The following is a 14,554-nucleotide window of genomic DNA, read 5'->3' on the forward strand; positions in this document are numbered from 1 at the left end:
GCGGACGCAACGGTTAGTCGTAGCGCCTGGTATCTGTGGATAAAAGCCGAAGGGCAGCAAAGGCGCAGGATTGTAGCGCAGTGAGGTGCATGCCCCCAAACCGTGCATGTGACAAAGCGCTGCGGCTCGTCGGTCAGAGGTCAAAGGGGCTTGGCTCGTTGCAGCGGTTTTTTGGACCGCGCGACGTTTAAACTGCCCTATGGCGGCCCACGGCTCTATAATGCTCGGCAGTTTTCCGTCCTCTGTACAGGTGTTCCCTATGAAACGTCCAAGTGGTCGCGCTGCCGATCAGCTTCGCTCGATCCGCATTACCCGCAACTACACCAAACACGCCGAGGGATCTGTACTGGTCGAATTCGGTGATACCAAAGTCATCTGCACCGTCAGCGTCGAAAACGGTGTGCCACGGTTCCTCAAGGGCCAGGGTCAAGGCTGGCTGACCGCCGAATACGGCATGCTGCCGCGCTCCACCGGTGAGCGCAACCAGCGCGAGGCCAGCCGCGGCAAGCAGGGCGGACGTACCCTGGAAATCCAGCGTCTGATCGGCCGTTCGCTGCGCGCCGCGCTGGACATGTCCAAGCTCGGTGACGTGACGTTGTATGTCGATTGCGACGTGATCCAGGCTGACGGCGGCACTCGCACCGCGTCGATCACTGGCGCCATGGTCGCGCTGGCCGATGCCTTGAAAGTGATCAAGAAGCGTGGCGGCCTCAAGGGCGGCGATCCGCTCAAGCAGATGATCGCCGCGGTCTCCGTGGGCATGTACCAGGGCGAGCCGGTGCTGGACCTGGACTACCTGGAAGACTCCGCCGCCGAGACCGACCTGAACGTGGTCATGACCAGCGCCGGCGGCTTCATCGAAATCCAGGGCACCGCCGAAGGCGCGCCGTTCCAGCCGGAAGAATTGAGCGCTATGCTGGAATTGGCAAAGAAAGGCATGAACGAGATTTTCGAACTGCAAGAAGCCGCACTGGCTGACTGATCGTTTCGCGCTTCAGACAAGGAGAACGTCATGAGTGATGAGCAAACCCTACTGCCCCAGCCCAGCAAGGAGGCGCGCCAATGGGCGATGTTCTGTCACTTGTCCGCCTTGTTGGGCATCTGGATTCCGTTCGGTACGCTGATCGGCCCGCTGGTGCTCTGGCAGCTCAAGCGCGAGACTGACCCGTTCATCGATGCACAAGGCAAGGAAGCGCTGAACTTCCAGATCACTGTGGCAATTGCCTCGGCGATCAGCCTGCTCCTGATGATCGTGGTGATCGGCTTCTTCCTGTTCGGGTTGGTGGCTATCGGTGCGCTGGTGCTGACCATCATCGGTGGGGTGAAGGCCAATGAAGGGCAGCCGTATCGGTATCCGTTTACCTGGCGGCTGGTCAAATAACGATCAACGAGTAACCACTTGTGGGAGCGAGCCTGCTCGCGATAGCGGTTCATCATTCAACACAAATGTTGGCTGACCCACCGCCATCGCGAGCAGGCTCGCTCCAACAGTAGAAAGGGTTGTCCACAAAAAAACCGACATGGCTGTCAGTTTTTTTGTGGCTGCGAAACGACACTCAGATCGTCAGCGTCCAGTCGTAATCCACGATCAGTGGCGCATGCTGCGAGAACCGTGGCTGGCGCGGCAGGCGAGCGCTGCGCACGAAGCGGCGCAGGCCAGGCGTCAGCAACTGGTAGTCGAAACGCCAGCCGAGGTTGAGCATCTCGGCCTGTTCGTTGTCTGGCCACCAGCTGTATTGGTCGCCTTCACGGCTGACTTCCCGCAGGGCGTCAACATAGCCCATGTTGCCGACAATCTCGTCCATCCAGGCCCGTTCCGGCGCCAGGAAACCCGGGGATTGCTGGCTGTCGCGCCAGTTCTTGATATCCAGCTTCTGTTGCGCCACGTAGAGCGAGCCACAATAGATGTACTCGCGACGTTTGCGCCGCTGTTTATCCAGATAACGGGCGAAGTCGTCCATCAACTTGAATTTCTGATTCAAATCTTCATCGCCGTTCTGCCCCGAAGGGAGCAGTAAGGTCGCGATGCTGACCTTGTCGAAGTCGGCTTGCAGGTAGCGCCCGTAGCGGTCCGCCGTCTCGAAACCGAGACCGTTGATGACAGCCTTCGGTTGCAGCCGCGAGTACAAAGCCACGCCACCCTGGGCGGGGACTTCGGCATCGCAGGCATAAAGGAAGTAACCATCCAGTTGGAAGGCTGCATCGTCCAGTTCAAAGGCGGAGGCGCGGGTGTCCTGCAGGCAGATGACGTCGGCATTCTGTGCTTGCAGCCAACTGAGCAACCCTCGCTCCACTGCAGCCTGAATACCATTGACGTTCACACTGATGATCCGCATAAATGGCCCCAAAAATCACGTGCGTGTATGATACACGGCGTGTACCTATTTAGCTAAATCCGTGGTATTTGGGGCTTTTTTCATGCAGGCGTATCAGCGCGATTTCATTCGTTTTGCCATCGATCGCGGCGTTTTGCGCTTCGGTGAGTTCACCCTCAAGTCCGGCCGCACGAGCCCGTACTTCTTCAATGCCGGCCTGTTCAACACCGGTGCCGCCCTGGCGCAACTGGGCCGTTTCTATGCGGCGGCCATTGTCGAGAGCGGCATTCCGTTCGACGTGCTGTTCGGCCCGGCCTACAAAGGCATTCCTCTGGCCGCCACCACTGCGGTCGCCCTGGCCGAACACCACGGCCGCGACCTGCCCTGGTGCTTCAACCGCAAGGAAGCCAAGGCTCATGGTGAAGGGGGCAGCCTGGTGGGCGCGCCGCTGACCGGTGAAGTGCTGATCATCGACGACGTGATCACCGCCGGCACCGCCATTCGTGAAGTGATGCAGATCATCGGTTCCCAGGAAGGCGCCAAGGCCGCCGGTGTGCTGATCGCCCTGAATCGCCAAGAGCGCGGCAACGGTGAGTTGTCGGCGATCCAGGAAGTGGAGCGTGACTTCAACATTCCGGTGGTCAGCATCGTGTCGCTGACCCAGGTGCTGGAGTTTTTGGCCGACGACCCGCAGCTCAAGCAGCATTTGCCGGCGGTTGAGGCTTATCGGGCGCAGTTCGGCGTCTGAAATGGCTCCTGATTTTGATCTTGTGGCGAGGGAGCTTGCTCCCGCTGGGCCGCGCAGCGGCCCCAACATGTTGGCGATCGCTGCGCAATCGAGCGGGAGCAAGCTCCCTCGCCACGAAAACATCATCTGAAAAGTGGTGTAAAAAAAGACCCCGCTCAGTCTGGCTGAGCGGGGTCTTTTTTCATGGGGTGTCGCTTACGGACGCTTGCGATTACTGATCAACGTACCCACGCCGGTATCGGTGAAGATCTCCAGCAGGATCGCATTCGGTACGCGACCGTCGATGATCAAGGAACTGCCAACGCCGCCCTGGACCGCTTCCAGTGCGCAGCGGATCTTCGGCAGCATGCCGCCGTAGATGGTGCCGTCGGCGATCAGTTCATCGACCTGTTGAGTCGACAATCCGGTCAGGACCTTGCCGGTCTTGTCCATCAGGCCGGCGATGTTGGTCAGCAGCATCAGCTTTTCGGCTTTCAGTGCTTCGGCAACCTTGCCCGCCACCAGGTCGGCGTTGATGTTGTACGACTCACCGTTGGCGCCGACGCCGATGGGCGCGATTACCGGGATGAAGTCGCCCTTGACCAGCAGGTTCAGCAAGTCGGTGTTGATGCCGACCACTTCGCCCACATGGCCGATGTCGATGATTTCCGGCTGGGTCATCTCCGGCGTCTGGCGGGTGACGGTGAGTTTCTTCGCCCGGATCAGCTCGGCGTCTTTACCTGTCAGGCCGATGGCGCTGCCGCCATGCCGGTTGATCAGGTTGACGATGTCCTTGTTGACCTGGCCGCCGAGGACCATCTCCACCACATCCATGGTCTGCGCGTCGGTGACGCGCATGCCGTCGATGAAGTGGCTCTCGATCGACAGGCGCTTGAGCAGGTCGCCGATCTGCGGGCCACCACCGTGAACGACCACCGGGTTGATGCCCACAGCCTTCATCAGCACGATGTCGCGAGCGAAGCCGGTTTTCAGCTCCTCGCTTTCCATCGCGTTGCCGCCGTATTTGATCACCAGGGTCTTGCCGACATAGCGTCGGATATAAGGCAACGCTTCGGACAGGACCTTGGCGGTATTGGCGGCGGCTTCGCGTTCGAGGGTCATTCAGGGCTCCGGTGGTGCTTCAAAAATCAGAACGGTAGTTGAAGATCAGGTGCAACACGTTTGAGTTGGGTGTGGAACACATCCTTGATGCGCTGCAGTTCGGCTTCGTTGTCGGCTTCGAAACGCAGCACCAGCACCGGCGTGGTGTTGGATGCGCGAACCAGGCCCCAGCCTTGGGGATAGTCGACCCGCACACCATCGATGGTGGTCAGTTCGGCCCCTTCGCCCCATTGAGCGTCGTGCAGTGCATCAATGATGCTGAATTTACTCTCTTCGGTCACATGGATATTGATTTCCGGCGTAGAAATATCGTTCGGGAAGGTCGCGAAGAGCTCTTCGGCCGTGGATTTCTCTTTGCTGAGGATCTCCAGCAGGCGTGCGGCGCTGTAGATGCCGTCGTCGAAACCGAACCAGCGCTCCTTGAAGAAGATGTGGCCGCTCATTTCGCCGGCCAGCAGGGCGCCACTCTCTTTCATTTTCTTCTTGATCAACGAGTGGCCGGTTTTCCACATCAGTGGGCGACCGCCGTATTCCTTGATCAGCGGCACCAGGCGGCGGGTGCATTTAACGTCGAAAATAATTTCGGCGTTCGGATTGCGCGCCACCACGTCACGGGCGAACAGCATCAGCAAGCGGTCCGGGAACACGACGCTGCCGGTGTTGGTGACCACGCCCACGCGGTCGCCGTCGCCGTCGAAGGCCAGGCCCAGGTCGGCGTTGGTTTCCTCGACCTTGGCGATCAGGTCTTGCAGGTTTTCCAGCTTGCCCGGGTCCGGGTGATGGTTGGGGAAGTTGCCGTCCACTTCGCAGAACAGCGGGATGACTTCGCAGTTCAGGGCTTCAATCAGTTGTGGGGCGATCACGCCGGCCGCGCCGTTGCCGCAATCGACCACCACTTTCAGGCGGCGGGCGAGCTTCACATCCTTGACGATTTCATCGTTGTAGCGCCCCAGGATGTCCACCTTGGTGACGCTGCCCTGGCCGCTGCTCAGGTCATTGGTCTTGAGGCGGGTGTGCAAGGCCTGGATCTGCTCGTTGGCGAGGGTGTCGCCGGCGATGACGATCTTGAAGCCGTTGTAGTTCGACGGGTTGTGGCTGCCAGTGAGCATCACGCCGGATTTACCGGCCAGCACGTTGGCGGCGTAGTACAGCGCTGGCGTCGGCACCAGGCCCACGTCGCTGACATGGCAACCACTGTCGGCAACCCCTTTGATCAATTGTTCAACCAGCTCGGGGCCGGACAAGCGACCATCGCGACCGACGCACACGTTCGGTTCACCCTGGGCCAGGCTCTGGGAGCCGATGGCGCGGCCGATCCAATAGGCGGTTTCGGCGGTGAGGGTCTCCGGTACCACGCCACGGATGTCGTAGGCGCGGAAGATGCTATCAGGAAAAATTGGGGCGATTGCGGCTGGGGTGTTCATGGGCGGGGCGCTCTATCAGGAAGATGACTGGACAGGCCGACGGTTCGCGTCGGCAGGCTCAAACTGAAGGGTATGACGGCGTTTTTGGCAGAGAGTTCGTGGTGGGAAAGTGCCATGAGACAGCGTTACCTCGCCTCTATCGCCTAATACATTGATTCCAAGTGGGAAACCCTGCGGCCAGCCTGTGGGCATTTTTCGTCCTGAAACAGAAGCTTAATAAATGGGCCGGGCGAGACGCCCGGCCTGAAACTGCTGGATCAGTGGCTGCCGGAATGCCCGAAGCCGCCAGCGCCGCGCTGGCTCTCGTCGAATTCTTCCACCAGTTCGAAGTGCGCCTGGACCACCGGTACCAGCACCAGTTGGGCGATGCGCTCGCCCACGGCGATGTTGAATGCCGTTTGACCACGGTTCCAGCACGACACCATCAGTTCGCCTTGGTAATCGGAGTCGATCAGGCCCACCAGGTTGCCCAGTACGATGCCATGCTTATGGCCCAGGCCCGAGCGCGGCAGGATCAACGCAGCCAGGCCCGGGTCGCCGATGTACACCGACAGGCCGGTTGGGATCAGCAGGGTCTGGCCGGGCTCCAGGACGGTGTCCTGCTTGAGCATGGCCCGCAGATCGAGGCCGGCGGAACCCGGTGTGGCGTAATGCGGCAGCGGGAATTCGGCGCCGATGCGAGGGTCGAGGATCTTGGCTTGTAGAGCGTGCATGTCAATTAAACCTGGTTCAGCCGTTCGGCGATAAAAGTGATCAGCTGGCGGGCAATTTTGCTCTTGCTGGTCTGGGCGAAAAGGGTGGCATGCAACTGGCGGTCGATCACGCTGCAGGCGTTTTCTTCGCTGTTGAAGCCAATGCTCGGGTTGGCGACGTCGTTGGCGACGATCAAGTCCAGGTTCTTGTCCTTGAGCTTGCGCGCGGCGTAATCGAGCAGGTGCTCGGTTTCGGCGGCGAAGCCGACACTGAACGGACGGTCCGGGCGGGTGGCGATGGTCGCGAGGATGTCCGGGTTGCGCACCATTTGTAGTAGCAGGCCGTCGCCGCTCGTAGGGTCTTTCTTAAGTTTTTGCGGGGCGACGACTTCGGGGCGGTAGTCCGCCACCGCCGCCGAGGCGATGAACAGGTCGCACGGGATAGCCGCTTCGCAGGCCGCCAGCATGTCCCGGGCGCTGACCACGTCGATGCGGGTCACCCGATCAGGGGTCGGCAAATGCACGGGGCCGGTGATCAGCGTGACCCGGGCGCCGGCTTCCACGGCGGCTTCGGCCAGGGCGAAGCCCATTTTCCCGGAGCTGTGGTTGGTGATGTAGCGCACCGGGTCGATGTTTTCCTGGGTCGGTCCGGCGGTGATCAGCACATGCTTGCCGGTCAGTGCCTGGCGCTGGAAGCAGTCGGCGGCGCACTGGGCCAGGTCGTTGGCTTCGAGCATGCGTCCCATGCCGACATCGCCGCAGGCCTGGCTGCCGGAAGCCGGGCCAAAGACTTTCAGGTCGCGGCTTTGGAGCAATTGCAGATTGGCCTGGGTGGCCGGATCGCGCCACATGGCCTGGTTCATGGCTGGGGCGAGGGCAACCACGGCGTCGGTGGCGAGCACCAGGGTGGTCAGCAAATCATCGGCGATGCCTTGGGCCAGGCGGGCGATCAGGTCGGCCGTGGCTGGGGCGATCAGCACCAGGTCGGCCCACTTGGCCAGTTCGATATGACCCATGGCGGCTTCGGCCGCCGGGTCGAGCAGATCCAGGTGGACCGGGTGCCCGGACAGGGCCTGCATGGTCAGCGGGGTGATGAATTCACTGCCGCCGCGAGTCATGACGACCCGTACTTCCGCGCCCTGGTCGATAAGCCTGCGGACCAGCTCGGCGCTCTTGTAGGCGGCAATGCCGCCGCCGACGCCCAGAACGATGCGTTTCCGATACAGCCGCTGCATAGGCCTGCCTTTCGATTTCAATGGTCAGTGCAGGACGAACCCCACGGCAGCAGCCTGCCTGGGTGCAAATCGCCTGCAAAAAAGATGGGCTACGATATCACAGCGACCGCTACGGAACAGCGGCGCCCACAATCAGGGAGATGCTATGAGTATTCGCGACTGGCCGGTGGCCGAGCGGCCACGGGAGAGGTTACTGGAGTTGGGATCGGCGAGTCTTTCGGACGCCGAGCTTTTGGCGATTTTCTTGCGCACGGGTGTGTCGGGTAAAAGCGCCGTGGACCTGGCGCGACATCTGCTGCATCAATTTGGTGGCCTGCGGGTTTTGCTCGAGGCTGATCTGCGTACCTTCAACGCACATCTGGGGCTGGGCCCGGCGAAATTCGCGCAGTTGCAGGCCGTGCTGGAGATGGGGCGTCGGCATCTGGCCGAAAATTTGCGGCGGGAATCGGTGCTGGAGAGCCCGCTGGCCGTGCGGGACTACCTCAAGGCCATGTTGCGTCACGAGCCTCATGAAGTGTTTGGATGTCTGTTCCTCGATTCCCGGCATCGGGTGCTGGCGTATGAGGCGCTGTTTCGCGGTTCCATCGACAGTGCGAGTGTCTATCCCCGGCAGGTGGTCAAGCGCGCCCTGGCCCATAACGCCGCAGCGTTGATCCTGTGCCACAACCACCCCTCCGGCAACACCGAGCCCAGCCAGGCCGACCGGGTACTCACTGAGCGGCTTCAGGAAGCACTGGAGTTGATCGATGTGCGGGTGCTCGACCACTTCATCGTCGGCGATGGTGAGCCGCTGTCCATGGCGGAGTATGGGTGGATGTAGCCACGGTCAGGCTTGAATAATCCCTTGTGGGAGCAAAGCTTGCTCGCGATAGCGGTTTTACAGCCAACAGAAGTGTTGTATGTAACGACGTCATCGCGAGCAAGCTTTGCTCCCACAGGGGGGGCTGGCAGTGGTTACTTGATACTGACCTTGGAGTAATCCTGCCGCCCAAACGGGCTGACCGAGTAACCCTGCACATCCTTGCGGGTCAGGGCGAACGCGGTCGGGTGCGCCAGGGGCAGCCACAGGGCCTGTTGCTGGATCTGCGCCTGGGCCTGCTCATAGAGTTTGGTGCGCACGCCCTGCTCGCTCGTGGTTTTGCCGGCACTGATCACTTTATCCAGGTCCGGGTTGCAATAACGGGCGAAGTTGGTGCCGGACTTGAGTGCCACGCAGGTAAACTGCGGCGTGAGGAAGTTGTCCGGATCACCGTTGTCACCGGCCCAGCCCATGAACAGCAAGTCATGTTCGCCGGCCTTGGCGCGACGGATCAGTTCGCCCCATTCGATCACGCGAATCTCGGCCTGAATGCCGATCTGCGCCAGGTCGGCCTGCAGCAGCTGCGCGCCCAGGCTGGGGTTGGGGTTCAGCAGGCTGCCGGAAGGGCGGGTCCAGATGGTGGTCTGAAAGCCGTCCTTCAAACCGGCCCTGGCCAGAAGATCACGGGCCTTGGCCGGGTCATGGGCGTAACCGGGCAAGTTTTTGGCGTAGCTCCAGGTGTTCGGAGGGTAGGGGCCCTTGGCCGCTTCGGCGGTGCCCTCGAAAACGGCCTTGAGGTAGCTGGCCTTGTCGAAGGCCAGGTTGACGGCTTGTCGAACCTCGGGTTTGTCGAAGGGCGGGTGCTGGCTGTTGATCGCCACGAACGCGGTCATGAAGGCGTCGGTCTGCGCCACTTTCAACGTCGGCTCCTGCCTGGCGGCCTGGACGTCCTGCGGCTTGGGTGACAGGGCGATCTGGCATTCGTTGCGCCGCAGTTTTTGCAGGCGCACATTCGCGTCCGGCGTGATGGCGAAGATCAGCGGATCCACCTGGGGCTTGCCGGCGAAATAGTCGTGGTTGGCCTTGTAGCGAATCGAAGCGTCTTTCTGGAACCGGTTGAAAATGAACGGGCCTGTGCCGATGGGCTGATTGTTGAGTGCTTCTGGCGTGCCGGCTTTCATCAACTGATCGGCGTATTCGGCCGAATAGATGGAGGCAAAGCCCATGCTCAAGGTGGCCAGGAAGGTCGAATCCGCATGATCGAGGATGAAGCGCACGGTCAGCGGGTCCAGCGCGTCGATTTTCTTGATCAAGCTCGGTAGCTGCATGGACTGGGCGTGGGGGAAACCGCTCTGGGCGATTTTGTGCCAAGGGTTTGCCGGGTCAAGCATGCGTTCGAAGCTGAACTTGACGTCCTCGGCGGTCAGATCGCGGCGCGGCGTGAAGTATTCGGTCCGGTGGAATTTGACCTGGGGGCGCAGCTTGAACACGTAGGTCAGTCCATCGGACGAGACTTCCCAGCTCTCGGCGAGGCTGGGGATGACCTTGCCGCTGGCGGTGTCGAAATCCACCAGACGGTTCATCAGCACGTCGGCGGATGCGTTGGTGGTGGTCAGCGAATTGTACTGAACGACATCGAATCCTTCCGGGCTGGCCTCGGTGCAAACGCTCAGGGCGGCGGCCTGGGCCAGCGGGCTGATCAGCAGAGGGGCGAGCAACAGTGGGAGGGCAGCGAGGCGCATGGTCGGTTTCCTGTGCAAGTCGAAGGCCCATCTGCATGTGCAGTCTGGAAAAGACCTACCCTAGTGGCCTCGTTGGAAAATGACTATCCCCTTTTTGCATTTTCCGGCACCCTGCGACGCTGTATTAACGGCTCAAGCTCGGCATCGGTTAAAAAAAACCGGCCTGCAGCGACGAGCGGTCAAAGGCGGCGCCAGCCTGTGCCCCAGCCGTTCGGGGGCGTTACGCGTCGCTTTCCAACGAAGACAAATCACACCGGCAGTTGTTGCACTGTGGTCTTTCTGGTATAAAGCAGCGCTCTTTTCTAGGGGCCCGGTTCCTTCACTGTAGGTGTAGCCGGTAAGACCCTTAAAGAAACGCGGCGCCTGGCGCCAAATGACTGAGAGATTAAGCGGCCAACCCATGCCGGGTTGGGCATGTGGTTTTAGAGGGCTGAGGCATGTCGAGAGTCTGTCAAGTTACCGGTAAGGGTCCGGTGACTGGGAATAACATTTCCCACGCAAACAACAAAACCCGTCGTCGTTTCCTGCCGAACCTGCAGCATCACCGCTTCTGGGTTGAAGAAGAGAAACGTTTTGTGCGTCTGCGCGTATCTGCCAAAGGCATGCGTATCATCGACAAGCGTGGCATCAGTGTCGTGCTCGCCGAACTTCGCCGCGATGGCAAGATTTAAGGGAGCTAATCATGCGTGAATTGATTCGTTTGATCTCGAGCGCCGGTACTGGTCACTTCTACACTACCGACAAGAACAAGCGTACTACCCCGGACAAAATCGAGATCAAGAAATATGATCCGGTTGTTCGCAAGCACGTGATCTACAAGGAAGGCAAAATCAAGTAATTGATTTTTCCCTACTTACGAAAAAGGCCCGTATCGCAAGATACGGGCCTTTTTTGTTGCCGGATTTTTGTTGCCTGTTGGGGCCTCATCGCGAGCAGGCTCGCTCCCACATTGGCGCTGCGTAACGCTCGAGTTCCAGGCAAGCACCATTCCCTGTGGGAGCGAGCCTGCTCGCGATGAGGCCAGGTCTAACGATGCAAATCCTCAAACCTTCTGTTCAAACACCACATAAATCTTGCGGCACGCCTCCAACACTTCCCAAGTGCCCGTGAACCCCGCGGGGATCACGAAGCGGTCACCGGCCCGCAGGGTCTTGGCATTGCCATCATTGTCCCGCAGCACGGAAACGCCCTGGACGATCTCGCAGTATTCATGTTCGGTGTAGTTGACCGTCCACTGGCCGACCGCGCCTTCCCACACGCCTGCATTCATTTGCCCGCAAGGGCTGCTGTAGTGGTTGAACACCGTTTGTTCGGGATCACCCTTGAGTACCTTGGCTGCGTCCGGGCGATAGCGTTCGGCGGTGGTACTGGCCTGACTGAAATCGACGATGTCCTGGATGCTCATGCGGCAATTCTCCGGTAATGACGGCGCGAATGGCTGGAAGAGCCAAAGTCTATGTTTATTAAAACGAACATCGCAAGGCCGTTTGCTAGCGTTGTGTCAAATATATTGAAACATTACCAGCCGCTGGTTTAGGGTGGCGGGTGCCCCGCGCCGAAAACAGCGCCGAAAACAGGCCGGCCGGGCAGAATTCGTGGAGCGCTGCGCATCGCGTGGCGTTCGTACTCAATAAGAGGAGGACACTCGCATGACCACCCTGACTCGTGCCGACTGGGAACAACGCGCCCGCGACCTGACCATCGAAGGCCGTGCCTTCATCAACGGCGAATACACCTATGCGGTGTCCGGCGAAACCTTTGACTGCCTCAGCCCGGTGGATGGCCGTGTGCTGGGCAAGATCGCCAGTTGCGACGTCGCCGACGCCCAGCGCGCCGTCGAAAACGCCCGTGCCACCTTCAACTCCGGTGTCTGGTCGCGCCTGGCGCCGAGCAAGCGTAAAGCGACCATGATTCGCTTTGCCGGCCTGCTCAAGCAGAACGCCGAAGAACTGGCGCTGCTCGAAACCCTGGACATGGGCAAGCCGATCAGCGACTCCTTGAATATTGATGTTCCCGGTGCAGCTCAAGCGTTGAGCTGGAGTGGTGAAGCCATCGACAAGATTTACGATGAAGTGGCCGCGACCCCCCACGATCAGTTGGGCCTGGTGACCCGTGAACCGGTGGGCGTCGTAGGCGCTATCGTGCCGTGGAATTTCCCACTGATGATGGCCTGCTGGAAGCTCGGCCCGGCGCTGTCCACCGGTAACTCGGTGGTGCTCAAGCCCTCTGAAAAGTCCCCACTGACCGCCATCCGCATTGCCGCACTGGCGATTGAGGCCGGCATTCCGAAAGGCGTGCTGAACGTGCTGCCGGGCTACGGCCACACGGTTGGCAAGGCCCTGGCCCTGCACATGGACGTCGATACCCTGGTGTTCACCGGTTCCACCAAAATCGCCAAGCAACTGATGGTTTACTCGGGCGAGTCCAACATGAAGCGTGTCTGGCTGGAAGCCGGCGGCAAGAGCCCGAACATCGTGTTCGCCGATGCCCCGGACCTGCAAGCCGCCGCCGAGTCCGCCGCCAGTGCCATTGCCTTCAACCAGGGCGAAGTCTGCACCGCCGGCTCGCGACTGTTGGTGGAGCGTTCCATCAAGGACACCTTCCTGCCGCTGGTGATTGAAGCGCTCAAGGGCTGGAAACCTGGCAACCCCCTGGACCCGGCCACCAATGTCGGCGCCCTGGTGGATACCCAGCAGATGAACACCGTGCTGTCCTACATCGAGGCCGGTCACAGCGACGGCGCCAAGCTGGTGGCCGGCGGCAAGCGGATCCTCGAAGAAACCGGCGGCACCTATGTCGAGCCGACGATTTTCGACGGGGTGAGCAACGCCATGAAAATCGCCCAGGAAGAGATTTTCGGTCCGGTGCTGTCGGTCATCGCTTTCGATACCGCCGAGGAGGCCATCCAGATCGCCAACGACACGCCGTACGGCCTGGCCGCGGCGGTATGGACCAAGGACATTTCCAAGGCTCACCTGACCGCCAAGGCGCTGCGTGCTGGCAGCGTTTGGGTCAATCAGTATGACGGCGGCGACATGACCGCACCGTTCGGCGGCTTCAAGCAGTCGGGTAACGGCCGCGACAAGTCGCTGCATGCGTTCGACAAGTACACCGAGCTGAAGGCGACCTGGATCAAGCTCTGACAGGGGCGGCCCCGGATCCTGTTCGGGGCTGCATGCAGTGCTGGTCCCCTGTGGGAGCGAGCCTGCTCGCGATAGCGGTGTGACAGTCGACGACTCTGTTGAATGTTGCGCCTATCGCGAGCAGGCTCGCTCCCACAGTGTTTTGTGGGGCCTGAAAATCGATAACCATCCACAGGAGCGTGGAAATGCGTTGGGCGACCTATTTCGCCGTGTTGGCATCTGTCCTGAGTGTCGGCTTGGCGCTGGGCGTGAGCATGCCGCTGGTGTCGCTGCGTCTGGAAGGCTGGGGTTATGGTTCGTTTGCCATCGGAGTGATGGCCGCCATGCCGGCCGTTGGGGTGCTGGTCGGGGCCAAGGTGTCGAGTCGGCTTGCGGCGCGGTTCGGCACGGCGGCGTTGATGCGCTTGTGCCTGTGGGGTGGGGCGGTGTCCATCGGGTTGCTGGCGCTGTTGCCCAGCTACCCGGTCTGGTTGGTGCTGCGACTGATGATCGGCGTCGTTCTGACCCTGGTGTTCATTCTGGGTGAAAGCTGGATCAACCAACTGGTGATCGAACAATGGCGCGGACGGTTGGTGGCGTTGTACGGCAGCAGTTACGCCCTGAGTCAGTTGTCTGGTCCGTTGCTGCTGGGTGCGCTGGGGACTGATCACGACTATGGCTTTTGGGTGGGTGTCGGTCTTTTGCTGGTTTCGCCGTTGCTGTTGCTGGGACGCAGCGGTGCGCCCAGCAGTGAAGCCTGCAGCGTCACTTTCAAGGATCTATGGGCGTTTTGTCGTGGGTTGCCGGCAATCGCCTGGGCGGTGTCGTTGTTCGCGGCGTTCGAGGCAATGATCCTGACTCTGCTGCCGGTTTACTGTTTGCGTCAGGGCTTCAGCGCCGACATTGCGCTGGCGATGGTCAGCACGGTAGTGGTCGGTGATGCCTTGCTGCAGCTGCCCATTGGCGCTCTTGCGGACCGCCTGTCGCGCCGGTCGTTGTTCACTGGCTGTGCGGTGGCGCTGATGCTGTCGAGCCTGGCGGTTCCACTGCTGATCGATACCTTGCTGATCTGGCCACTGTGGGTGCTGTTTGGCGCCAGCGCAGGCGGGTTGTTCACCTTGTCACTGATCCTGATCGGCGAGCGTTATCGCGACGATGCACTGGTGCGGGCCAACGCCCATATTGCCCAGTTGTGGGGGATCGGTTGCCTGATTGGCCCACTGGCGGCGGGGGCGGGCAGTCAATGGATCAGTGGGCATGCGCTGCCCTTGTTCATGGCCGCGGGAGCGTTCGGCTTGGTGGTTCTGTTGTTGCGCCAAGGGGCGTTTGGCGCCACGCAACCTGCCTGAACAAAGTGAAGCCTTGGGAAACGTGCT

General features: G+C 60.7%; 14 protein-coding genes and 1 pseudogene. 8 read left to right on the forward strand and 7 right to left on the reverse strand.

Features of this window, described 5'->3' with window-relative positions:
* Nucleotides 1-259 precede the first annotated feature (259 nt).
* On the forward strand, nt 260-982 hold the full coding sequence (rph, locus tag MKS85_RS26010; RefSeq protein WP_188251473.1) for a ribonuclease PH: 723 nt from the start codon (nt 260-262) through the stop codon (nt 980-982).
* A gap of 30 nt (nt 983-1,012) precedes the next feature.
* Complete coding sequence (locus MKS85_RS26015) at nt 1,013-1,381, forward strand: DUF4870 domain-containing protein (RefSeq protein WP_047226168.1); 369 nt, start codon at nt 1,013-1,015, stop codon at nt 1,379-1,381.
* A 175-nt stretch (nt 1,382-1,556) separates the two neighbouring features.
* On the opposite strand, the gene MKS85_RS26020 is transcribed toward MKS85_RS26015, so the two are convergent.
* On the reverse strand, nt 1,557-2,336 hold the full coding sequence (locus tag MKS85_RS26020; protein ID WP_003177265.1) for an exodeoxyribonuclease III: 780 nt from the start codon (nt 2,334-2,336) through the stop codon (nt 1,557-1,559).
* An 82-nt stretch (nt 2,337-2,418) separates the two neighbouring features.
* Between MKS85_RS26020 and pyrE the strand changes: the two genes are divergently transcribed.
* Complete coding sequence (gene pyrE / locus MKS85_RS26025; protein ID WP_047226167.1) at nt 2,419-3,063, forward strand: orotate phosphoribosyltransferase; 645 nt, start codon at nt 2,419-2,421, stop codon at nt 3,061-3,063.
* A gap of 195 nt (nt 3,064-3,258) precedes the next feature.
* Here pyrE and argB read toward each other — a convergent pair whose 3' ends face one another.
* From argB to coaBC, 4 genes and pseudogenes are all read right to left on the reverse strand, one after another.
* Nucleotides 3,259-4,164 (reverse strand): acetylglutamate kinase, encoded by a 906-nt coding sequence (gene argB, locus MKS85_RS26030; protein WP_047226166.1) that lies wholly within the window; start codon nt 4,162-4,164, stop codon nt 3,259-3,261.
* A 26-nt stretch (nt 4,165-4,190) separates the two neighbouring features.
* Nucleotides 4,191-5,594: pseudogene (locus tag MKS85_RS26035) on the reverse strand (phosphomannomutase/phosphoglucomutase); the annotation flags it as partial.
* A gap of 251 nt (nt 5,595-5,845) precedes the next feature.
* Nucleotides 5,846-6,301: a dUTP diphosphatase gene (gene dut, locus MKS85_RS26040; RefSeq protein WP_139048877.1), complete on the reverse strand. Its 456-nt coding sequence runs from the start codon at nt 6,299-6,301 to the stop codon at nt 5,846-5,848.
* Nucleotides 6,302-6,306: 5 nt separating this feature from the next.
* Complete coding sequence (gene coaBC, locus MKS85_RS26045) at nt 6,307-7,515, reverse strand: bifunctional phosphopantothenoylcysteine decarboxylase/phosphopantothenate--cysteine ligase CoaBC (protein WP_047226163.1); 1,209 nt, start codon at nt 7,513-7,515, stop codon at nt 6,307-6,309.
* Between the two features lie 145 nt (nt 7,516-7,660).
* On the opposite strand from coaBC, the gene radC reads away from it, so the two are divergent.
* Nucleotides 7,661-8,335 (forward strand): RadC family protein, encoded by a 675-nt coding sequence (gene radC / locus MKS85_RS26050; protein WP_047226162.1) that lies wholly within the window; start codon nt 7,661-7,663, stop codon nt 8,333-8,335.
* A 134-nt stretch (nt 8,336-8,469) separates the two neighbouring features.
* On the opposite strand, the gene MKS85_RS26055 is transcribed toward radC, so the two are convergent.
* Entirely contained in the window at nt 8,470-10,056 is a 1,587-nt protein-coding gene (locus MKS85_RS26055) for an ABC transporter substrate-binding protein (protein ID WP_188251472.1), read from the reverse strand.
* A 437-nt stretch (nt 10,057-10,493) separates the two neighbouring features.
* Between MKS85_RS26055 and rpmB the strand changes: the two genes are divergently transcribed.
* Both rpmB and rpmG read left to right on the forward strand, forming a co-directional pair.
* The gene (gene rpmB / locus MKS85_RS26060; protein WP_003229474.1) at nt 10,494-10,727 is read left to right on the forward strand and encodes a 50S ribosomal protein L28; all 234 of its coding nucleotides are present in this window, start codon (nt 10,494-10,496) and stop codon (nt 10,725-10,727) included.
* An 11-nt stretch (nt 10,728-10,738) separates the two neighbouring features.
* On the forward strand, nt 10,739-10,894 hold the full coding sequence (rpmG, locus tag MKS85_RS26065; protein ID WP_003177274.1) for a 50S ribosomal protein L33: 156 nt from the start codon (nt 10,739-10,741) through the stop codon (nt 10,892-10,894).
* A gap of 204 nt (nt 10,895-11,098) precedes the next feature.
* On the opposite strand, the gene MKS85_RS26070 is transcribed toward rpmG, so the two are convergent.
* Nucleotides 11,099-11,461, reverse strand: coding sequence for a cupin domain-containing protein (locus MKS85_RS26070; protein ID WP_076383089.1), 363 nt, complete (start codon nt 11,459-11,461; stop codon nt 11,099-11,101).
* 244 nt (nt 11,462-11,705) lie between these two features.
* Here MKS85_RS26070 and MKS85_RS26075 point away from each other — a divergent pair, with 244 nt between their 5' ends.
* Entirely contained in the window at nt 11,706-13,199 is a 1,494-nt protein-coding gene (locus MKS85_RS26075; protein ID WP_139048878.1) for an aldehyde dehydrogenase, read from the forward strand.
* A gap of 185 nt (nt 13,200-13,384) precedes the next feature.
* Nucleotides 13,385-14,527: an MFS transporter gene (locus MKS85_RS26080; protein ID WP_047226158.1), complete on the forward strand. Its 1,143-nt coding sequence runs from the start codon at nt 13,385-13,387 to the stop codon at nt 14,525-14,527.
* The last annotated feature ends 27 nt before the right edge of the window (nt 14,528-14,554 follow it).

Origin of the sequence: Pseudomonas sp. JL2, assembly GCF_031570495.1 — a bacterium.
Taxonomy (GTDB): Bacteria; Pseudomonadota; Gammaproteobacteria; order Pseudomonadales; family Pseudomonadaceae; genus Aquipseudomonas; species Aquipseudomonas rhizophila.